We start from the raw sequence: 20586 nt of genomic DNA, 5'->3' as shown, positions 1-20586 counted from the left end.
GCTCACGGCAAACTCCTGTTGATCGTGCGGATCAGACCGGGGCCCCGGTAGATCAGGCCGCTGTACACCTGGACCAGACTCGCGCCGGCGTCGAACAGGCGGGTGGCGTCGGCCGGCTCGACGATTCCGCCCACCCCGATCACCGGCAGCGCTCCCCCGGTCTGGTGGTGGATATGGGCGACGATCTTCGCCGAGATCTCCGCCAGCGGACGGCCCGACAGCCCGCCGGTCTGCCCCGACAACGGGTGGGACTCGACGCCGGGACGGCCGATCGTGGTGTTGGTGGCGATGATGCCGGCGACGCCGGTGTCGGTGCAGACCTGGAGCAGTTCGTCGATCGCCGTCGTGGTCAGGTCGGGCGCGATCTTCACCAGGATCGGCTTCCGGGCCAGGCCGGCGACGGTCAGGGTGGCGGCTTCGGTGTGCAGGGCGGTGAGGAGTTCCCGGAGGTGGCCGGCGTCCTGGAGTTCGCGGAGGCCGGGGGTGTTCGGGGAGCTGACGTTCACCGCGAAGTAGTCGCCGTACCGGTACAGGCGGCGGAGCGAGGTGACGTAGTCCTCGACCGCCTGGTCCAGCGGGGTGATCTTGGACTTGCCGATCGAGATGCCGAGCGGGTAGCCGAGTTCGCCGTACGCCGCGAGCCGGTCGGCCAGAGCGGCACTGCCGAGGTTGTTGAAGCCCATCCGGTTGATGACCGCTTCGTCCTCCACGAGCCGGAACAGTCGCGGCTTCTCGTTCCCCGGCTGCGGGTACGCCGTCACCGTGCCGACTTCCACGAACCCGAACCCGAGCGCCGGCCACGCGCGCAACGCGACCCCGTTCTTGTCCATCCCGGCAGCGAGTCCCACCGGCGAGGGGAACCGCACCCCGAACACGGTGCGGGGCGTAGTCGAGCCGATCGCGCCGTACAACCGCGCCCCGGCGCGGGCCGCGCCGGGGATCCGGCCGAGGAGGCGGAGGCCGGCGAGCGTCTGCTCGTGCGCGACCTCCGCATCCCCGCGACCCAGCCGGTAGAGCACCGGCCGTACGACCCGCTCGTACGCCGACCGCCGCGGCCGCGCCACCAGTTCAGGCACCGTGGATCCTCGGGACCCAGTCCTGGAGGGACCGGACGGCGATGTCGCCGGTGCGTTGGGCCTCGATGCCCTGGACCGCGGCCGCCAGGCCCTGCACCGTGGTGATGCAGGGGATGTTCCGGGCGACCGCCGCGCTCCGGATCTCGTACCCGTCCAGCCGCGGCGAGCCGCCCTGGGTGATGCCGATCGGGGTGTTGACGATCAGGTTCAGCTCGCCGTCCTGCACCATCTGGACGATCGTCGGCTCACCGTTCGGGCCGGGGCCCTGGCTGCTCTTCCGGACCGTGACCGCCTCGACGCCGTTGCGTCGCAGTACGTCGGCCGTGCCCTCGGTCGCGTAGATCTGGAAGCCGAGGTCCGCGAGCCGCTTGACCGGGAAGATCATGTGCCGCTTGTCCCGGTTCGCGACCGAGACGAACACCTTCCCGTCCGCCGGCAGCGGCTGCGACGCCCCCGCCTGCGACTTCGCGAACGCGGTACCGAAGGTGTCGTCGATGCCCATCACCTCGCCGGTGGACTTCATCTCCGGCCCGAGCACCGTGTCCACCGACGAACCGTCGATGGTCCGGAACCGGTTGAACGGCATCACGGCCTCCTTCACCGCGATCGGCGTCGTCGGGGGCAGCGTGCCCCCGTCGCCGGAGGCCGGCAGCAGCCCCTCGGACCGCAGTTCGGCGATCGACGCGCCGAGCATCACCCGGGCGGCCGCCTTCGCCAGCGGCGTCGCGGTCGCCTTCGACACGAACGGCACGGTCCGGGACGCCCGCGGGTTCGCCTCCAGCACGTACAGCACGTCGCCGGCCAGCGCGTACTGCACGTTCAGCAGCCCGCGGACGCCGACCCCGCGTGCGATCGCCTCGGTCGAACGCCGGATGTTCTCAATGTCGGCGTTCCCGAGCGTGATCGGCGGCAGCGCGCACGACGAGTCGCCGGAGTGCACCCCGGCCTCCTCGATGTGCTCCATCACGCCGCCGAGGAACAGTTCGTTCCCGTCGTACAGCCCGTCGACGTCGATCTCCACCGCGTCGTCGAGGAACCGGTCGATCAGCACCGGGTGCTCCCACGAGCCGGAGCCGGCGCTCAGCCGGTCCAGCGCCGCGGTCAGCTCGGCCGAGCTGTACACGATCTCCATCCCGCGACCACCCAGCACGTACGACGGCCGGACGAGCACCGGGAACCCGATCTCCTCCGCGACCTCGTGCGCCGCCGCGGCGGACATCGCCGTACCGTGCTTCGGCGCCGGGAGGTTCGCGTCCGCGAGCACCTTCCCGAACGCGCCCCGCTCCTCGGCCAGGTGGATCGCCTCCGGCGACGTCCCGACGATCGGTACGCCGGCGTCCGCGAGCCGCTGCGCCAGCCCGAGCGGCGTCTGCCCGCCGAGCTGGACGATCACGCCCGCGACCGGTCCGGCCTGCATCTCGGCGTACACGATCTCGAGCACGTCCTCGCAGGTGAGCGGCTCGAAGTACAACCGGTCGGAGGTGTCGTAGTCGGTCGACACCGTCTCCGGGTTGCAGTTCACCATGATCGTGCAGTACCCGGCCTCGCGGAGCGCCATCGACGCGTGCACACACGAGTAGTCGAACTCGATGCCCTGGCCGATCCGGTTCGGCCCGGAGCCGAGGATCAGCACGGCCGGGGTCTCGCGCGGCGCAACTTCTGTCTCCTCGTCGTACGACGAGTAGTGGTACGGCGTCTCCGCCTTGAACTCGGCCGCACAGGTGTCGACCGTCTTGTACACCGGGCGAATCCCCAGCGCCTGGCGGACACCGCGGACGACGTCCTCGGTGAGCCCGCGGATCTCGGCCAGCTGCAGGTCCGAGAACCCGTGCCGCTTGGCCAGCTTGATCACCTCGGGCGTCAGCCGCGGCGCGGCCGCGACCTGCAGCGCGGTCTCGTGGATCAGGTAGAGCTGGTCCACGAACCACGGGTCGATGCGCGTCGCCTCGAAGATCTGCTCCGGCGTCGCGCCCGCGCGGATCGCGTCCATGATGATCCGCAGCCGGCCGTCCTGCGGCGTCCTGATGGTCTCGAGCAACGGGCCGAGCTCGGAGGGCTGACCGGCCCAGGAGAACCGGGCCTCCGGCTTCTCCAGCGACCGGAGCGCCTTCTGCAGCGCCTCGGTGTAGTTGCGGCCGATCGCCATCGCCTCGCCGACGCTCTTCATGTGCGTGGTCAGCGTGGCGTCCGCGGCCGGGAACTTCTCGAACGCGAACCGCGGCACCTTCACCACCACGTAGTCCAGCGTCGGCTCGAAGCTGGCCGGGGTCTGCTTGGTGATGTCGTTCGGGATCTCGTCCAGCGTGTAGCCGATCGCGACCTTCGCGGCGATCTTCGCGATCGGGAAGCCGGTCGCCTTCGACGCCAGCGCCGACGAGCGGGACACCCGCGGGTTCATCTCGATCACGATCAGCCGGCCGTCGGCCGGGTTCACCGCGAACTGGATGTTGCAGCCGCCGGTGTCGACGCCGACCTCGCGGATGATGCCGATCGCGAGGTCCCGCATGACCTGGTACTCGCGGTCGGTCAGCGTCATCGCCGGCGCGACCGTCACCGAGTCGCCGGTGTGCACGCCCATCGGGTCGACGTTCTCGATCGAGCAGATGATCACGACGTTGTCGGCCTTGTCGCGCATCACCTCCAGCTCGTACTCCTTCCAGCCGAGGATCGACTCCTCGATCAGCACCTCGGTGGTCGGCGACGCGTGCAGCCCGGCGCCGGCGATCCGGCGCAGGTCGGCCTCGTCGTACGCCATCCCGCTGCCGACGCCGCCCATCGTGAACGACGGCCGGACGACCAGCGGGTAGCCGAGTTCGGCGGCCGCGCCCAGCACGTCGTCGAGCGAGTGGCAGATCCGCGACCGGGCCACCTCGGCGCCGAGCTTCTCCACGATCTGCTTGAACGACTGCCGGTTCTCGCCGCGCTGGATCGCGTCCACCGACGCACCGATCAGCTCGACGCCGTACTTCTCCAGTACGCCGTTGTCGTGCAGCGCGATCGCCGCGTTCAGGGCGGTCTGTCCGCCGAGGGTGGCGAGCAGCGCGTTCGGGCGCTCCTTCTCGATCACCTTCTCGACGAACTCCGGCGTGATCGGCTCGACGTACGTCGCGTCCGCGAACTCCGGGTCGGTCATGATCGTCGCCGGGTTCGAGTTCACCAGGACGACCCGGAAGCCCTCCTCGCGGAGCACCCGGCAGGCCTGGGTCCCGGAGTAGTCGAACTCGCAGGCCTGGCCGATCACGATCGGGCCGGACCCGATCACCAGGACCGACTCGATGTCTGTACGACGTGGCATCAGGCCCGCCCCTCCATCAGCTCTACGAAGCGGTCGAACAGGTACGCCGAGTCGTGGGGACCCGCCGCCGCTTCCGGGTGGTACTGGACTGAGAACGCGAGCACCCGGCCGTCGTGGCCGGTCAGCTTGAGTCCTTCGACGACGTTGTCGTTGAGCGAGACGTGCGACACCTCGGCAGTCCCGTACGGCGTCTCGACCGTCTCCTCGATCGGCGCGTCCACGGCGAACCCGTGGTTCTGCGCGGTGATCTCGACCTTGCCGGTGGCCCGGTCGAGCACCGGCTGGTTGATGCCGCGGTGCCCGTACTTCAGCTTGAACGTCCCGAGCCCGAGCGCCCGCCCGAACACCTGGTTGCCGAAGCAGATCCCGAAGTACGGCTTGCCGCGCCGCAGCAGCTCCTTGAGCAGGTCCGTCGGGTGCTCGGTGGTCTCCGGGTCGCCGGGGCCGTTGCTCATGAAGATGCCGTCCGGGTCGACCGCGAGGATGTCGTCCAGCGAAGTCGTCGCGGGCATCACGTGCACCTCGATGCCACGCTCGGCCATCCGCGTCGGCGTCATCGACTTGATCCCGAGGTCGAGGGCGACCACGGTGAAGCGGCGTTCCCCGACCGCGGGCACGACGTACGGCTCGAACGTGGTCACCTCGGAGGCGAGGTCCGCGCCGACCATCGGCGGCTGCTCGAGCACCTTCTTCAGCAGCTCGTCGGCGTCCAGGATCTCGGTCGAGATCCCGGCCCGCATCGCGCCGCGTTCCCGCAGGTGCCGGGTCAGCGCGCGGGTGTCGATGCCGGAGATCCCGACGATGTTCTGGGCCTTCAGCCGGTCGTCGAGCGAACGGGTGGCGCGCCAGTTCGACGGCACCCGGGCGGGGTCGCGGACGACGTACCCGGCGACCCAGATCTTCTGCGACTCGTCGTCCTCGTCGTTGATCCCGGTGTTGCCGATGTGCGGCGCGGTCTGGGTGACGATCTGCCGGTGGTACGACGGGTCGGTCAGTGTCTCCTGGTAGCCGGTCATCCCGGTGGTGAACACCGCCTCGCCGAAGGTCTCTCCGGTCGCCCCGTACGACGTACCGGCGAAGGCCCGGCCGTCCTCGAGGACCAGCAGCGCTGGCTGGCTCATTGTGCTCCGATCAGGGTTGAGATGGTTGCGGTCAGGGCGGCGGTATCGGCCTTGCGGCGGGGCCGGAACCCCGTGTCCAGCGAGCGGCCGTCATGGGTCCAGGTGACCACCACCAGACCCGACTTCTCGGCGGTCACCTTGCCCGCGATGCCTTGGTCGGTCCGGACGGCGGTCAGGTGGTCCGCGGGGATGAAGACATCCGCCGCGCCCTGCCGGTGGAAGATCAGGCCGTCCGCGCTGACGGCCAGGTCGGCGACGCTACGGACGCCCAGTTCGTGCACGGCGATCCGGTCCATCCAGTCGCCGGCGCTGGTCGTGGCGACGTACACGCCCTCGACTCCGCGCGTGCCGTTGTCCGGTGCCGTCGGCAACGGCGCCAGGTCGGCCTGCCGGGCCTGGCGGTTCCGCCAGCCCCGGTACATCCCGAAGTAGCCCGCCGCCAGGACCAGCAGCGTGCCGAGAATGCCCAAAAAGGCCTTCACCGAGTGAGCTCACCGTCCAGCACGGTCGGCACGCCGCGCAGGAATGTCGCGACCACCTTGCCCGGCAGCGTCATTCCCTCGAACGGCGTGTTCCGCGACAGCGACACCGACGCGTCCGGTACGACGGTCTGCTCGACGCGCGGGTCGTACAGCACGACGTTGGCGGGCGCACCGGCGACCAGCGGCTGTCCGTGGTCGGCGGCCTGACCGATCGCGGCCGGGCGGAAGCTCATCCGGTCCGCCACGTCGGCCCAGCTGAGCAGCTTGGTGTCGACCATCGCGTGCTGTACGACGCTGAGCGCCGTCTCCAGGCCGGTCATACCGAAGGCGGCCGCACTCCACTCGCAGTCCTTGTCCTCGACCGGGTGCGGCGCGTGGTCGGTGGCGACGATGTCGATGGTGCCGTCGGCCAGTCCCTCGCGGACCGCCTCGACGTCCTCCTTGGTGCGCAGCGGCGGGTTCACCTTGTACACCGGGTTGTAGGAGGCGGCCAGGTCCTCGGTCAGCAGCAGGTGGTGCGGCGTCACCTCGGCGGTCACCTCCAGGCCGCGGCGCTTGGCGGCGCGGACGATCTCCACCGAGCCCTTGGTGGACAGGTGGCAGACGTGCAGCTTCGAGCCGACATGCGCGTTCAGCAGGATGTCGCGGGCGATGATCGCCTCCTCGGCGACGCTCGGCCAGCCGGTCAGGCCGAGGACGCCGGACAGCGCGCCCTCGTTCATCTGCGCGCCCTGGGTCAGCCGCGGCTCCTGCGCGTGCTGGGCGATCACGCCGTCGAACGCCTTCACGTACTCGAGCGCGCGGCGCATCAGCGCGGCGTCCCAGACGCAGTCGCCGTCGTCCGAGAAGACCCGGACCCGGGCGGCGGAGTCCGCCATCGCGCCGAGTTCCGCGAGTTGCGTACCCTTCCGGCCGACCGTGACCGCGCCGATCGGGTACACGTCGGAGTACCCCGCGTCGCGGCCCAGCCGCCAGACCTGCTCGACGACGCCGGCGGTGTCGGCGACCGGGTCGGTGTTGGCCATCGCGAACACCGCGGTGAACCCGCCCTTGGCCGCGGCCCGGGTACCGGTGAACACGGTCTCGGCGTCCTCCCGGCCGGGCTCCCGCAGGTGCGTGTGCAGGTCGACCAGCCCGGGCAGCGCGATCAGGCCGTCGGCGTCGATCCGCGTCGTACCCTCGGGCGCTTCCAGGCCGGTGCCGGCGGCAACGATCCGGCCGTCGTCGATCAGCAGGTCCGCCACCTCACCGCCAAGAACACGCGCGCCGGTGACAAGGTATGCGGTCATGCCTTCTGCTCCTCTTCGTTACTGCCCGACAACATCAGATAAAGGACGGCCATCCGGATGGCCACGCCGTTCGTGACCTGTTCGACGATCACCGAGCGGGTGGAGTCGGCGACCTCGGCGCTGATCTCCATGCCGCGGTTCATCGGGCCCGGGTGCAGCACGATCGCGTCGTCCGGCAGCTGGGCCATCCGGTACCGGTCCAGGCCGTACCGGCGGCTGTACTCGCGGGCGCTCGGGAAGTACGCGTCGTTCATCCGCTCGCGCTGCACCCGCAACATCATCACCGCGTCGCTCTTCGGCAGCACCGAGTCGAAGTCGTACGACGTGACGCACGGCCAGTTGCTCATGTCCACCGGCAGCAGCGTCGGCGGGGAGACCACGGTCACCTCGGCGCCGAGCGTGGACAGCAGCAGCACGTTCGACCGGGCGACCCGGGAGTGCAGGACGTCGCCGACGATCGTGATCCGGCGGCCCTCCAGCGAACCGAGGTGGCGGCGCATCGTGAACGCGTCCAGCAGCGCCTGGGTCGGGTGCTCGTGAGTGCCGTCGCCGGCGTTCACGACCGAGCCGGTCATCCAGCCGGACTTCGCCAGCAGGTGCGGCGCCCCGGACGACCCGTGCCGGCAGACGACCGCGTCCGCACCCATCGCCTGCAGCGTCAGCGCGGTGTCCTTGAGGCTCTCCCCCTTGCTCACGCTGGAGCCCTTGGCGGAGAAGTTGATGACGTCCGCGGACAGCCGTTTGGCGGCCGCCTCGAACGAGATCCGGGTCCGGGTGGAGTCCTCGAAGAACAGGTTCACCACGGTCCGGCCGCGGAGCGCGGGCAGCTTCTTGATCGGCCGGTCGGCCAGCGACCGCATCTCCTCGGCGGTGTCGAGGATCAGTTGCGCCTCGTCGCGGCTCAGGTCCGCGGCACTCAGCAGATGCTTCACTTCTCCCCCTTGTCGGCGATCAGTACGGCGTCTTCCCCGTCGAACTCGGTGAGGTGCACTGTGACGCGTTCCACAAGAGAGGTGGGCAGGTTCTTGCCCACGTAGTCGGCGCGGATCGGCAGCTCGCGGTGGCCGCGGTCGACCAGCACGGCGAGCTGGACCGCGCGCGGGCGGCCGATGTCGCCGAGCGCGTCCAAGGCCGCGCGGATCGTCCGGCCGGAGAACAGCACGTCGTCGACCAGCACGACGACCTTGCCGTCGATCCCGTCCGCCGGGATGTCGGTGTGCTCCAGGCCGCGGGGAGGTTTGAGGCCGATGTCGTCGCGGTACATGGTCACATCGAGTGACCCTGTGGGTACGCTCTGCCCCTCAACAGCCTGGATCCGGGCGGAAACCCGCTGGGCCAGCGGTACGCCGCGGGTGGGGATGCCGAGCAGGACGACCGGGTCGGCGCCGCGGTTCCGCTCGAGGATCTCGTGGGCGATCCGGGTCAGTGCCCGGGAAATGTCGGAAGCGTCGAGGACCTCGCGGCTGCTGCGATTCGGCGGCTGCGTGATCTCGGGGTGCTCTGCGCGCTGGGCAGGGCTCATCGCTACCGTTCCTCCTTTCCTGCCTCTCTGGACAGGTCTTTAAAGGACGTTCGGACCGCTTGACATGGTAACCGAAGTGACACGCCGTCTTGACGCTGGCCTACGCTCCGGAATATTGTTACTCTGTGTAATCGAGGGGGGTTTCAAGACCCGGCCCGTTCCGGCAGGCCGGACCGAACGAAACTAGTTGGAGGGAAGAACCAGCGTGCCTAGCGAATACGCGAAGACACTGGGTGGCAAGTTGCGCGCCATCCGCCAGCAGCAAGGGCTGTCGCTGCATGGTGTGGAAGAGAAGTCCAAGGGTCGCTGGAAGGCGGTCGTCGTCGGCTCGTACGAGCGCGGCGATCGGGCCGTCACGGTCCAGAAGCTCGCGGAACTCGCCGATTTCTACGGCGTACCGATCCGTGAACTGCTCCCTGGAAACGCCAGCGCGGCCGCTGCGGCTGCCGCTCCGCCCCGGTTGATCCTCGACCTGGAGGCCCTGCAACACCTCGACGCGAGCGAGGCCGGTCCGCTGACGCGGTACGCGGCCACGATCCAGGCTCAGCGCGGGGACTACAACGGCAAGGTGCTGTCGATCCGTCAGGACGACATGCGCACGCTCGCGGTGATCTACGACGAGTCGCCGACGACGCTGACCGAGCGCTTCATCTCCTGGGGTGTCCTGAACCCCGAGGCGAAGGGTGACGTCGAGGAGTCGTCCGAGGCAGCCGGCGCCTGATCGCCAGGTGAAGGCACTCGACGGTCGGGGCTTGTAGCAGCTGGCCCGCGGCCGCCCGCCTTCCCATCACGCACCACCGCATCGCATCGCATCGCATCAGATCGCATCACCCGCACAAAGCGGCCCGGGACCGTACCGAGACGGTCACCGGGCCAGGTAGCACCAGGAAAGAGAGGGACTCGCCCCCTCGGGGTCTCAGAGACCCAGTGTCGGTTTCAGCTGCAGCAGTCTCGCCAGCAGCCCGTTCACGAACGCCGGGGACTCGTCGGTCGACAGGTCCCGCGCCAGCGCCACCGCCTCGCTCACCGCGACCACGTCCGGGACCTGGTCGTCGTACAGCAGCTCGTAGGCACCGATCCGGAGGATGTTCCGGTCGACGGCCGGCATCCGGTCCAGCGTCCAGCCCACCGAATGGGTCTCGAGCAGTTCGTCGATCTGCTCGACGTGTTTCGCCACTCCCTCGACCAGCGCCACGGTGAACTCGTTCACCGGCGGGTCGTTGTCCGCCACCCGGTCGGCCAGGGTGCCGCCGACCGGCAGCCCCCTGACCTCGGACTCGAACAGCACGTCCAGCGCGCGCTTGCGGGCCTTGCTACGGGCAGACATGTGTGGTTGCCGGCTTCCGGTCGTCAGGAGTTGACGCGGCCGAGGTAGTCCCCCGTCCGGGTGTCCACCTTGACCTTCTCGCCAGTGGTCAGGAACAGCGGCACCTGGATGTCGTACCCGGTCTCCAGGCGGGCCGGCTTCGTGCCGCCGCTGGACCGGTCGCCCTGCAGGCCGGGCTCGGTGTACTCGACGACCAGCTCGACCGAGGCCGGCAGCTCGACGTACAGCGGCAGCTCGTCGTGCACGGCGACGATCGCGTCCTGGTTCTCCAGCAGGAAGTGCACGGCGTCGCCGACCACGTCCGGCTGCAGCTGGATCTGGTCGTACGTCGACTTGTCCATGAACACGTACGCCGAGCCGTCGTTGTACAGGTACGTCATGTCACGCTTGTCGACCGTGGCCACGTCGACCTTCACGTCGGCGTTGAAGGTCTTGTCCACCACCTTGCCGGACAGCACGTTCTTCAGCTTGGTCCGGACGATGGCACCGCCCTTGCCCGGCTTGTGATGCTGGAACCAGACGACGGACCACAGCTGCCCGTCCAGGTCGAGCACCATGCCGTTCTTGAGGTCGTTCGTCGTTGCCACGCGGGTATGCCCTTCGAATTCGATCAGCGGTAACACCGGATTGTAGCGGTCGGACCCGGCTTCTTCCGATTCGGCGGACCTCGGTGGGCTTAGGCTGGCAACCCAGACCGCGCGACGGGCAGGAGGCCGGGCGATGACGCAGTTCGTGATCTTCGTCGTGGTGATGATCGTGCTGAGCCTGATCACCAAGGCACGGCAGCAGTCCAGCCGCGGCAACGGCAACGGCAACGCGAAGCAGAACGCGCGGATGCAGGCGATGGTGCAGAAGATCCAGGCACAGCAGGGCGGCAACCAGCCGATCCAGTTCCAGGGACAGTTCACCCAGGCCGCCGGACCGGGCGGCCCGCCGCCGGCGCCTTCGGCCGGACAGTCCTCGTTCCCGGCGCAGGCCGGCAACCCGCAGGGCAGCCAGCAGGCCGCGGCGATCCTCCAGCAACTCCTGCAGAACGGCCGCCAGCCGGCCCGCCCCGGCGAGTGGGCTCCCCCGGGTCAAACACCCGCGCAGCCGGTCGCGCCGTACCAGGCACCCGGCCAGTTCCAGCCCGCGCAGTACCCGCTGCAGTACAACCCAACGCAGTACAACCCAGCGCAGTACAACCCGGCGCCGTACCAGCCCCCGGCGCACCGGCCGCCGCAGAACAACCTGCCTTCCACCAAGCAGGACCTGGACGCCAGGGTGCGCGAGCTGATGAACGCCGGCAACGAGGTCGGCGCCGTCCGGCTGCTGGGTGAGGAACGCGGGCTCGGGCTGCTCGAAGCACAGCAGTACGCCCGGTCCCTCGTCACGCCGCAGACCTCCGCCGCGTCAGGCACGGCGGAGAAGCCGGACGAGCCCGACGAGGACGACGGGCGGTACGTCGGTTCGGCCGCGTTCGCGGAGTCGATCTTCAACCTGGACGACCGCGACGAGAACGTTTGGGCCAGCGGCTGGGTGGACACACCCGAGCCCGACGACCGGTCCGACATCGACGAGCTCTGGCAGACCGTCAGCAACCCGCCGCGGCCTACACCTCCCACTGCACAGTGATGTAACCGTGCCGCCGGGCAATGTGGAAGCCCGGCGGCAGTTCGGCACCCATCGGGTGCACCTGGAACGTCGGATGCTGCCCCTTCCACTGACGCATCTGCTCGAGCACACGCCCGATCAACACGTGCGCCTCCGGTCCGTGAGCGCTACACCCCAGCTCGACGTGCGACTTGCCCCGGCCGGCCCGCCTCGACAGGTAGGCCAGGCTGTCCGCGGTCGCGACAGCGGCGACCCCTTCACCGTCGAGCACGCAGTAGCCGGGCAGGTTGCACGCCAGCCACAGGTAGAGGTCCAGCAACGGCTCTTCCCGATGCACCTCGAGCCTTGACCACTTCCGCTCGCGTCGCAGCTTCAGTACGGCGCCCTTCGGGTGGGGTTCGTCCTGCTGGTCCTCGTCGTACGTCAGCCCGTCCTCGTACCGCTCGTAATGCGCCCCCGCCCCTTGCATGCTGACGAACCCGCACATCGTCGTAGACCTGCTCTCCAGGTGCTCCCCCACCAGATCGAACGCCACCGATCGTGTCTGCCCGCGAACCCGCAGCGGTACGACGATGCGTCCGTCAGGCCGGAGCTGCCGCACCCAGGCGGGCGCGACCTCCCACGCGGTCACCGTCACCACGATCCGGTCGTACGGCGCCCGCGCGGGATCCCCGAACTCGCCGTCGGCCTGAACGACGGCCACATCGCCGTACCCGGCCTGGTCGAGCAACGCCCGCGCCCGCAGGGTCACGTCCGCGTCGATGTCGACCGTGGTGACCGCACCGTCCGGACCGGCCAGCTCGCGCAGCAGCGCGGCGTTGTATCCACCGGACCCGATCTCCAGCACCCGGTCGCCCGGCCGGATCGCGGCCTGCTCCAGCATCAACGCGATGATGCTCGGCTGCGACACCGAACTCGTCAGCACCCCGGCCCGGTCCTGCTTCATCGGTACGACGTCGTCGGCATAGGCGGTCTCCAACGGGACCTGCGGCACGAACAGGTGCCGCGGTACCGCCTGGAACGCCGCCGCGATCCGCGGGTCGCGGATCGTCCCGAGCGAGGTCAGTTGCCGGACGAGGGCGGTCCGCAACGAGTCCGCACGGGTCATGATCAGTCCCGCTTGTCCCCGAGCGACTCCAGCAACGTCCGCAGCAGCCCCGCCAGCTGATCGAGCTCGGCCTTCGACAGGCCGGCGAGCAGCTGCGACTCGGTGTCGACGTGGGTCGGCAGCACCTTGTCGATCAGCTCGAGCCCCTTCGGCGTCAACGTGACCTGGACTCCGCGGCGGTCGGTCTCGCTGGGCGCGCGGGTGACCAGGCCACGGGCCTCCAGCCGGTCGAGCCGCTGGCTGATCGCGCCGGAGGTGACCATCGAGGAGTGCATCAGGCCGGCCGGCGTCAGGCTGTGCTCGGGGTTGCTGCGGCGCAGCGTCGCCAGCACGTCGAAAGACGCGCGGTCCAGGTCGTGCTTGGCGAAGTTCCGCCGGAGCTCCGCGTCGAACAGCGCGCCGAGCCGGCTCATCCGGCCGATGATCCCCATCGGCGACGCGTCCAGGTCCGGCCGGCGCGCGCGCCACTGCTCGAGCACCAGGTCGACGTGATCTGCCATCTGCCCAGCCTAGCGCCAGATCACTTAGCGGTGAGAGACTTGAAACTATCTTAGTGCTGAGATAGTTTGTCTTAGTGCTAAGCAATCGACGAACTCTCATCCTGCTGGTCACGGCCATCGCGCCGATGTTCTGGGGTACGACGTACCTCGTCACCACTGAGCTGCTCCCGCCCCACCGTCCGCTGCTGGCCGCCCTTCTGAGGGCACTGCCGGCCGGTCTGCTGCTGGTCGCGATCACCCGTGTGCTGCCGCGCGGCAGTTGGTGGTGGCGCTCGCTGATTCTCGGCACGCTCAACATCGGCGCCTTCAACGCCCTGCTCTTCGTCGGCGCCTACCGGCTACCTGGCGGCGTCGCTGCGACGGTCGGCGCGATCCAGCCGCTGCTGGTCGCACTCCTGTCCGCAGCACTGCTACGGCAACGCCTGTCTCTGCACACCGTGCTCACTGCGATAGCCGGCATCTTCGGCGTCGGCCTGCTGGTACTGCGCGCGAGTGCGCGGCTCGACGGGTGGGGCGTGCTGGCTGCTGTCGGCGGTGCGGTCGTGATGGCGTTCGGCGTCGTACTCAGCAAGCGCTGGACCTCGCCTGCTCCCCTACTGGCTACTACCGGTTGGCAGCTGATTGCCGGCGGACTGGTATTGCTGCCGATCACCTTCCTGGTCGAAGGATCCCTGCCCGACTTCACCCTGCGGAACGTTGCGGGCTATGCATACCTCGCACTGTTCGGCTCGGCGGTCGCCTATGCCTTGTGGTTCCGGGGGCTCCGGGAGCTCGCTCCGACCGAAGTCACGTTTCTCGGCCTGCTCAGCCCGGTCGTGGCGACCACACTGGGCTGGCTGGTTCTCAACCAGCACTTGACTGGGCTGCAGGCGCTCGGCGGTCTCATCGTGCTGGCAGCACTCGTCGGCGCACAGGTCCGTCGTACGCCTGTCGTTACTGAGAAGCCGCGGGTGCTCGTCGGATGAGGATTCTCGTGTGGGGTGCATCAGGTGCCGTCGGCAGCCGGGTGGTCGGGGAAGCTGCCACCCGCGGGCATCACGTCGACGGCGTCGGACGATCCGGTACGGCGTACTTGCGCGGCGACGCGTCGAACGCCGAGGACGTGGTGCGGTTGAGCGCCGGGTACGACGTGGTGATCAGCGCGACTCGCCCGCGTGACGGCCAGGAGGGCGAACTCGTCGACGCCGCCAAGGCACTGTTGATCGGCCTACAGGTCACGGGCGTGCGGCTGATCCTTGTCGGCGGGGCCGCGAGTCTGCTGCTGCCCGGGCAGGAGGTGCTACTGATGGACGCGCCTGACTTCCCAGCTGCGCTGCTGCCGATCGCTCGCGCGTGTGCGGCACAGTACGAGCTGGTGCGCGCAGCCGACGGGCTGGACTGGACGTACGTGAGCCCGCCGGCCCTGCTCGAGCCGGGCGAGCGCACCGGCCGCTACCGAAAGGGCTACGACCACCTCGTCGGCTCGAGCATCTCGATGGAGGACTTCGCCGTCGCACTGGTCGACGAAGCCGAGCAGGCGCAGCACGTCCGGCAGCGGTTCACCGTCGCGTATTAGATCAAGCCCTGGCGGAGGGCGTACGCGACCGCATGCGAGCGGTTGCGGAGTTGCAGGCGGGTGGTCACGGCGTGCAGGACGTTCTTGACCGTGCGTTCCGAGTAGGACAGCTCGCGGGCGATCTCCTGGGTGTCTTTGCCATCAGCAACAAGTCGCAGTACCTGCGTCTCGCGGTCGGAGAGCCCCGCGTGCGGCAGCCGGCTGACCTGCCGCGTCTGCCCGAGCAGACGGCTCAACAGCTGCGTCGGCAGGCTGCCGTCACCCGCGGCCGCGGCCTGCACCAGGTGCACGATCCGGTCGACGGTGGCCTCGGTACGACGCAGTACGCCGGACACGCCCAGCTCCATCGCCGTCATCAGCCCCTCGTCGTCGATCGAGCTGCCGATCACGACGATCCGCCGGCACCCGCGGTCCGCCGCGCCGCGCAGTACCTGCACCGCGACCGCATCCACGGCGTCGACAGCGACCAGCGCCACCACGTCCGCTCCGGGTTCGGAGGTCAGCGAGACCTCCGGGCTGTTCTCCAGCGCATGCACCAGGCCGAACCGGGACAGCGGGTCAAGCGTCTGCACCCAGACCGGAATCGTCATCCTCGTCCCCCATCGCACCGCCGAGTGATCTCCACACTCACCCTGATGCCCGATGAGGCACGTTGGTTATGAATCCAGCGACGTCAGTGCGCGGAGCGCGAGCCGGTACGAGTCCAGGCCGAAACCGGCGATGGTCCCGGTCGCGACCCCGGCGACGACGCTGGTGTGCCGGAACTCCTCGCGGGTGGCCGGGTTCGTCAGGTGGATCTCGATCAGCGGCGCGGTCCGCTGCGCGATCGCGTCCCGCAGCGCGTACGAGTAGTGGGTGAAGGCGGCCGGGTTGAGTACGACGGGTGTCCGGTCGTCGGCGGCCTCGTGCAGCCAGCCGACCAGCTCCGCCTCGTCGTCGGTCTGCCGTACCTCGACCTCGAAGCCGAGCTCCGCCCCGGTCTTCTCGCAGACCCCGGTCAGCTCGGCGAACGTCGTCGTCCCGTACTTCTCCGGCTCCCGCGACCCCAGCCGCCCGAGGTTCGGCCCGTTCAGTACCAGCACTCGCTTACTCACGCGCTCACCCTAGGGCATGTCTCCTGATCCCACGCCGTAGCGAGGAGATGCCGTGCCGAGTGCCCCGCAGTAGGCGTGGGATCAGGAGACATGCCCTAGTCGGTCGAACGCCTGCTCGGCCTCGGCGACCGCGGCCGGGTAGCGGTCGTCGGCGGACTGGCCGTGCGAGATCGCCTCCCAGTTGCGGTACGCCAGGATGCGGCGGGTCGAGAGCAGCTGCGCGGCCAGCAGCTCGGCGTCCAGGTCACCACCCAGCGCCTCGGCGAGGGCACGCTCGTCGTCGTCCATGAACTCGCGCAGTCTGGTCGCGAGGGCCGGCGTACCGAACACGAGGTTGTAGTAGGCAACGACCTCGGGAAGGTCGTTCAGCCCGGTGGTCGGCTCGCGGTCGGCGAGCCCGGCCAGGAAGTACGCCCGGAGCGCGGCGGCCGGCGGCGCCGACGACGCCTCGACCACCCGGGCCGCCTCCCGCCGGTGGTCCTCGATCCGGTGCATGACCAGGTCTTCCTTGCTCGGGAAGTACTTGAACAGGGTCGGCTTCGAGACCTCGACGACAGCCGCGATGTCGGTCACCGGGACGGAGTAGAAGCCGTGCTTGACGAACAGCTCGATCGCCGCCTCCGACAGGGCGTCGTGCGTCTGCTGCTTCTTGCGCTCGCGAAGTCCGGCCATGGCGCTATGTTAACCTAGGCAAAAGATTAACCGGGTTAATGTTTTGAGGAGCCCCGATGCGAGACCTCGACGAGGAGCGTGCGTACGCCGACCGCTGCCGGGCGGCGCTCCGCCGGATGGTCGCGGGCGTCCGGGAGAACGTCGCCGTCGGCGAGCACACCTGGGGCGACCGGTACACGGCCGAGCGGCTCGGGTACTACCTGAAGACGCTGGCCAGGGACCTGGGCGAGGAGGGCGACAACCCGCCGTTCTTCGGCGTGATCCGCTACGGGTCCGACGCCGGCGAGCACACGGGACAGACCTACCACCTCGGCCGCCGGCACATCTCGGACGCGATCGGCCGCCCGCCGATGGTGATCGACTGGCGGGCGCCGGTGTCGGCCACGTTCTACCAGGCGTCGGCCGTCGAGCCGCGCGGGATCGACACCCGGCGCCGCTTCGGCTGGTCGGCGAACGCGCTGACCAGCTTCGAGGACGAGCACCTGCGGACCGGCGCCCCGGCCGGGGCGAGCGACCTGGTCCGGCGGGAGATCGAGCGCGCCCGGGTCGGGCCGATGCGGGACATCGTCGCGACGATCCAGCCCGAGCAGGACACCCTGGTCCGGACCGACCTCGACGTCTCGGTCTGCGTCCAGGGCGCTCCGGGGACCGGCAAGACCGCGGTCGGCCTGCACCGCGCGGCGTACCTGCTGTACGCACACCGCGCGCGGCTGCAACGCAACGGCGTCCTGGTCCTCGGGCCGAACCAGGCCTTTCTGCACTACATCTCCGCCGTGCTCCCGACGCTCGGCGAGGTCGACGTCGAGCAGACCACGATCGAGCGACTGCTGGACCGCGAGGTCCGCGCGACCGACGATCCGGCCGCGGCCGCGGTCAAACACGACGCCCGGATGGCCGGCGTACTGCGGGAGGCCGTGTACCGGCGGATCGGGCAGCCGGAGCAGGCAGTCGTGGTGACCGACGAGTCGTACAAGTGGCGGGTGAACCAGCACGAGTTCGCGGAGATGGTCGCGGAGACGCGGGCCGACGCGACGACGTACCTCACCGGTCGCGAGCGGGTGATCGCGCGGATCGTCGCCGCGCTGCAACGGCAGGCCGAGGCCCGCGGGCAGAACTGCAACGGCGTCTGGCTGCGGCGGATGGCCCGCGCCGTCACGCCGTACGTCGAGACCGTGTGGCCGCTGCTCAAGGCCGACGAGGTGCTCGCTTCGCTACTGAGCGATCCTCGCGAGGCGGCAGGTCTCACGACTGAGGAGCGACAGGCGATCGCCTGGCCCCGACCGCGGAAGGCGAAGAGCGCGCGGTGGACGGCGGCGGACGCCGTACTGCTCGACGAGCTCGGCGCGCTGCTGGAGCGCGGACCGACGTACGGGCAGGTGATCGTCGACGAGGCGCAGGACCTCTCCCCCATGCAGTGCCGGGCGATCGCGCGGCGCAGCGAGCACAACTCGATCACGGTGCTCGGCGACCTCGCCCAAGGGACGACACCCTGGGCCGCCACCGACTGGCGGGAACAGCTCATCCACCTCGGCAAGCCGGACGCCAAGATCGTTGCCCTGAGCACCGGCTACCGCGTCCCGGCGACCGTGGTCGAGCTGGCCAACCGGCTACTCGGGGCCCTCGCCGTGGACGTGCCGCCGACACGCTCGTTCCGCTCCGACGGCGAGCTGACCATCACCCGGGCCGACGACCTCGCCACCGGTTGCGTGGCCGCCGTACGCCGCGCACTCACCCAGGAAGGCTCGATCGGGGTGATCGCCGCCGACCACCAACTCCCCGCCTTCGCCGACGCACTCAAGGCCGCCGACATCGACGTGTCGAACGCAGACGGCGACGGCCGCGTGACGGCCGTCCCGGCGACGCTGGCGAAGGGCCTGGAGTACGACCACGTGATCGCCGTTGAGCCCGCCGAGATCGTCGCGTCGGAACCCCGCGGACTCAACCGCCTCTACGTCGTCCTCACCCGGGCAGTCTCCCGGCTGGACATCCTGCACCAGCAGGCCATGCCACCCGAGCTCTGCTGACTACAGCTTCGCCCCGGGAGCGAAGGCGGGCAGCTTCTCGAGGCTGCTGCGCACGGCCTCGGCGCCGTACTCGAACATCTGGCGCTCGTAGTCGTCGACCGCGCCGAGCAGATCGTGGCGACCTTCGTCGGCCGCGATCAGACTGCGGCGCAACAGATCGGCGTCGCGCAGCGCGGTGTTCGCGCCGTTGCCGCCGGTCGGTGAGGTGGCGTGGATCGCGTCACCGAGGAGCGTGACCGGGCCGGGCGCCCAGCGCTCAGCGGGCTTCACCACTCGGATCGACAGCAGCGCGCTGTTGTCCGGGTCGGCCTGCTCGATCAGCGCGCGCAGCTGCGAATGCCACCCGTCCATCCTGGACAGCACCGCCTCCGGCGCGGTCAGGTCCGTGGGCGCGTCGGTCGGCGGGAGAATCATCGCCCAACGCACGTAGTCGCCGACGTCCGGCAGAGTGACTTCCGGGGCCAGTTGCTCGGCGGCCTGCTTCGGCGGCGTCCGGAAGCGCATCGCGCCGAGCAGCAGACTGACCCCGTCACCGGCGATCTTCGAGCCGAACGCCTTGGACAACCCGGCGAACTCGTCGGTCAGCGCGGTACGGCCGATCACGAAGCGAACGCCGGTATCGACCGGCACGGTCTGCGGCGACAGCACCCCACGGACGGCGGACGTGATGCCGTCGGCACCGACGAGCAGATCAGCAGCCGCCGGGACGACGGCAACCTCCGCACCGCCGGCCGGCGCCGCGCTCGCCGGGTTGTGGCGGGCGAAGTGCGGTCGGACCGTGCCGTCGGGCAGCGCGTCGTAGCCGATGAGAGCGGCATCGGTGTGCACGGTGAGGCCGGTCAGCAGCAGGTGTCGCAGTACCTGCCGATCGACCACGATGCCGGTCCGGCTCGCTCCGAGCCTGCCGAGCTCATGCAACTGCGGGTCCAGGACGAGCTGCTCGGCGGAGGCTTCCATGACGATCTCGTCGAGCAGCGGATGCCAGCGCGGCGGCAGACAGTCGCGCACGGCCTGGAAGCCGATCGGGTTCAGCACGAGCCGGTAACCCTGGAACCGCGCGACGATCCCCGGATCGCGCTCGTACACCTCGGCCTCGATCCCCGCACCACGCAAACCCTGCGCGAGGGCCAGACCGCCCAACCCCGCACCCGCAATGAAAACCCGCATCACACCTCCTTGTGACGAACTAAGTTCGTTTCAACGATCTTAGTTCTACTCAACGAACTTAGTTCGCGTCAAGCTATAGTGACCGCCATGCCCGCCGATCCCCACCAGCGCCGCGCGGCCCGCAAAGCGCCGATCACCCTCGACCGGATCACCGACGCGGCCCTGGAAGTCGTCGCCACCGAGGGGTACGACGCGCTGACGATCCGCCGGGTCGCCGCCGTACTCGGCACCGGCCCGTCCTCGCTCTACGCGCACATCGTCAACAAGGACGACCTCGACGAGCTGCTGATCGGCAGGCTGTACGCCGACGTCGTACTCCCGGAGCCCGACCCGGCCGCCTGGCGCGAGCAACTCCTGGGGGTCTACACGCAGATCCGCGACCTGTACCTCAAGTACCCCGGCGTCTCCCGCGCCGCGCTGGCGGTGGTGTCGACCAATCTGGAGACACTGCGGGTCGGCGAGGGGATCCTCGCGATCCTGCTCGCCGGCGGCCTCGAACCACGCACCGCGGGCTGGACCCGCGACGCGCTCTCCCTCTATGTCAGCGCCTACGCGCTGGAGCAGTCCATGGTCCGGCTGCGGCGCCGCGCCCAGGACCAGGAATGGGTGCTCAGCGGGGACGAACTACTGGATCGCTTCACCGCACTGCCCGCGGAGGAGTTCCCGGAGACTCGCCGGCACGCCGCCGCGCTGACCTCCGGCACCGGACCCGACCGATTCGAGTTCACCCTCCGCCTGCTACTGGGCAACGACTGATCTGA

Annotated in this window: 21 protein-coding genes; 6 read left to right on the top strand and 15 right to left on the bottom strand. The window is 69.6% G+C overall.

Translation table 11 applies throughout. The features are described 5' to 3' along the window. Nucleotides 1-2: 2 nt before the first annotated feature. Genes AB0M51_RS13725 through pyrR form a run of 7 tightly spaced genes read right to left on the bottom strand, consistent with a single transcriptional unit; the run spans nt 3 to nt 8785 of the window. The gene (locus AB0M51_RS13725; protein WP_363749444.1) at nt 3-1076 is read right to left on the bottom strand and encodes a quinone-dependent dihydroorotate dehydrogenase; all 1074 of its coding nucleotides are present in this window, start codon (nt 1074-1076) and stop codon (nt 3-5) included. Then, nucleotides 1069-4371 (bottom strand): carbamoyl-phosphate synthase large subunit, encoded by a 3303-nt coding sequence (carB, locus tag AB0M51_RS13720; protein WP_363749443.1) that lies wholly within the window; start codon nt 4369-4371, stop codon nt 1069-1071. Before carB ends, AB0M51_RS13725 begins: the two co-directional genes overlap by 8 nt. Then, nucleotides 4371-5492, bottom strand: a complete 1122-nt coding sequence (carA, locus tag AB0M51_RS13715) for a glutamine-hydrolyzing carbamoyl-phosphate synthase small subunit (protein ID WP_363749442.1) — start codon at nt 5490-5492, stop codon at nt 4371-4373. Before carA ends, carB begins: the two co-directional genes overlap by 1 nt. Further along, on the bottom strand, nt 5489-5974 hold the full coding sequence (locus AB0M51_RS13710; protein ID WP_344187480.1) for a hypothetical protein: 486 nt from the start codon (nt 5972-5974) through the stop codon (nt 5489-5491). Before AB0M51_RS13710 ends, carA begins: the two co-directional genes overlap by 4 nt. After that, entirely contained in the window at nt 5971-7263 is a 1293-nt protein-coding gene (locus AB0M51_RS13705) for a dihydroorotase (protein WP_363749441.1), read from the bottom strand. The genes AB0M51_RS13710 and AB0M51_RS13705 overlap by 4 nt, the downstream gene beginning before the upstream one ends. Next, nucleotides 7260-8195 (bottom strand): aspartate carbamoyltransferase catalytic subunit, encoded by a 936-nt coding sequence (locus tag AB0M51_RS13700; protein ID WP_344187482.1) that lies wholly within the window; start codon nt 8193-8195, stop codon nt 7260-7262. The genes AB0M51_RS13705 and AB0M51_RS13700 overlap by 4 nt, the downstream gene beginning before the upstream one ends. Next, entirely contained in the window at nt 8192-8785 is a 594-nt protein-coding gene (pyrR, locus tag AB0M51_RS13695) for a bifunctional pyr operon transcriptional regulator/uracil phosphoribosyltransferase PyrR (RefSeq protein ID WP_344187483.1), read from the bottom strand. The genes AB0M51_RS13700 and pyrR overlap by 4 nt, the downstream gene beginning before the upstream one ends. Nucleotides 8786-8990: 205 nt before the next feature. On the opposite strand from pyrR, the gene AB0M51_RS13690 reads away from it, so the two are divergent. After that, nucleotides 8991-9506, top strand: coding sequence for a transcriptional regulator (locus AB0M51_RS13690; RefSeq protein WP_141851350.1), 516 nt, complete (start codon nt 8991-8993; stop codon nt 9504-9506). A gap of 195 nt (nt 9507-9701) precedes the next feature. On the opposite strand, the gene nusB is transcribed toward AB0M51_RS13690, so the two are convergent. Together nusB and efp are read right to left on the bottom strand one after the other, a co-directional pair. Continuing rightward, nucleotides 9702-10112 (bottom strand): transcription antitermination factor NusB, encoded by a 411-nt coding sequence (gene nusB / locus AB0M51_RS13685; protein ID WP_344187484.1) that lies wholly within the window; start codon nt 10110-10112, stop codon nt 9702-9704. Between the two features lie 23 nt (nt 10113-10135). Beyond that, nucleotides 10136-10699: an elongation factor P gene (efp, locus tag AB0M51_RS13680; protein WP_344187485.1), complete on the bottom strand. Its 564-nt coding sequence runs from the start codon at nt 10697-10699 to the stop codon at nt 10136-10138. A 133-nt stretch (nt 10700-10832) separates the two neighbouring features. Between efp and AB0M51_RS13675 the strand changes: the two genes are divergently transcribed. Next, on the top strand, nt 10833-11726 hold the full coding sequence (locus AB0M51_RS13675; protein WP_363749440.1) for a hypothetical protein: 894 nt from the start codon (nt 10833-10835) through the stop codon (nt 11724-11726). Here AB0M51_RS13675 and fxlM read toward each other — a convergent pair. Next, complete coding sequence (gene fxlM / locus AB0M51_RS13670; RefSeq protein ID WP_363749439.1) at nt 11704-12813, bottom strand: methyltransferase, FxLD system; 1110 nt, start codon at nt 12811-12813, stop codon at nt 11704-11706. The two genes, AB0M51_RS13675 and fxlM, sit on opposite strands and share 23 nt — an antisense overlap. Nucleotides 12814-12815: 2 nt before the next feature. Then, entirely contained in the window at nt 12816-13313 is a 498-nt protein-coding gene (locus tag AB0M51_RS13665) for a MarR family transcriptional regulator (RefSeq protein ID WP_344187488.1), read from the bottom strand. Between the two features lie 74 nt (nt 13314-13387). Between AB0M51_RS13665 and AB0M51_RS13660 the strand changes: the two genes are divergently transcribed. Next, nucleotides 13388-14278, top strand: a complete 891-nt coding sequence (locus tag AB0M51_RS13660) for an EamA family transporter (protein WP_363749438.1) — start codon at nt 13388-13390, stop codon at nt 14276-14278. After that, nucleotides 14275-14868, top strand: a complete 594-nt coding sequence (locus tag AB0M51_RS13655; protein ID WP_363749437.1) for an NAD(P)H-binding protein — start codon at nt 14275-14277, stop codon at nt 14866-14868. The genes AB0M51_RS13660 and AB0M51_RS13655 overlap by 4 nt, the downstream gene beginning before the upstream one ends. On the opposite strand, the gene AB0M51_RS13650 is transcribed toward AB0M51_RS13655, so the two are convergent. The 3 genes from AB0M51_RS13650 to AB0M51_RS13640 all read right to left on the bottom strand — a co-directional run bounded on the left by AB0M51_RS13650 (nt 14865) and on the right by AB0M51_RS13640 (nt 16634). Continuing rightward, nucleotides 14865-15458, bottom strand: coding sequence for a response regulator transcription factor (locus tag AB0M51_RS13650; protein ID WP_344187491.1), 594 nt, complete (start codon nt 15456-15458; stop codon nt 14865-14867). The genes AB0M51_RS13655 and AB0M51_RS13650 overlap by 4 nt on opposite strands. A 66-nt stretch (nt 15459-15524) precedes the next feature. After that, nucleotides 15525-15962 carry a type II 3-dehydroquinate dehydratase gene (gene aroQ / locus AB0M51_RS13645; RefSeq protein ID WP_344187492.1) on the bottom strand — a complete coding sequence of 146 codons (438 nt, stop codon included), beginning with the start codon at nt 15960-15962 and terminating at the stop codon, nt 15525-15527. A gap of 81 nt (nt 15963-16043) precedes the next feature. After that, on the bottom strand, nt 16044-16634 hold the full coding sequence (locus tag AB0M51_RS13640; protein WP_344187493.1) for a TetR/AcrR family transcriptional regulator: 591 nt from the start codon (nt 16632-16634) through the stop codon (nt 16044-16046). Nucleotides 16635-16690: 56 nt separating this feature from the next. On the opposite strand from AB0M51_RS13640, the gene AB0M51_RS13635 reads away from it, so the two are divergent. Beyond that, nucleotides 16691-18658 (top strand): AAA family ATPase, encoded by a 1968-nt coding sequence (locus AB0M51_RS13635; RefSeq protein ID WP_363749436.1) that lies wholly within the window; start codon nt 16691-16693, stop codon nt 18656-18658. On the opposite strand, the gene AB0M51_RS13630 is transcribed toward AB0M51_RS13635, so the two are convergent. Then, nucleotides 18659-19825: an FAD-dependent monooxygenase gene (locus AB0M51_RS13630; protein WP_363749435.1), complete on the bottom strand. Its 1167-nt coding sequence runs from the start codon at nt 19823-19825 to the stop codon at nt 18659-18661. Between the two features lie 87 nt (nt 19826-19912). Between AB0M51_RS13630 and AB0M51_RS13625 the strand changes: the two genes are divergently transcribed. Further along, nucleotides 19913-20581: a TetR/AcrR family transcriptional regulator gene (locus tag AB0M51_RS13625; RefSeq protein ID WP_363749434.1), complete on the top strand. Its 669-nt coding sequence runs from the start codon at nt 19913-19915 to the stop codon at nt 20579-20581. Nucleotides 20582-20586: the final 5 nt, after the last annotated feature.

This window comes from Kribbella sp. NPDC051137 (genome assembly GCF_040682535.1).
In the GTDB taxonomy this organism is placed as follows: Bacteria; Actinomycetota; Actinomycetes; order Propionibacteriales; family Kribbellaceae; genus Kribbella; species Kribbella karoonensis.
This window is presented reverse-complemented; position numbering and strand designations above follow the sequence as displayed.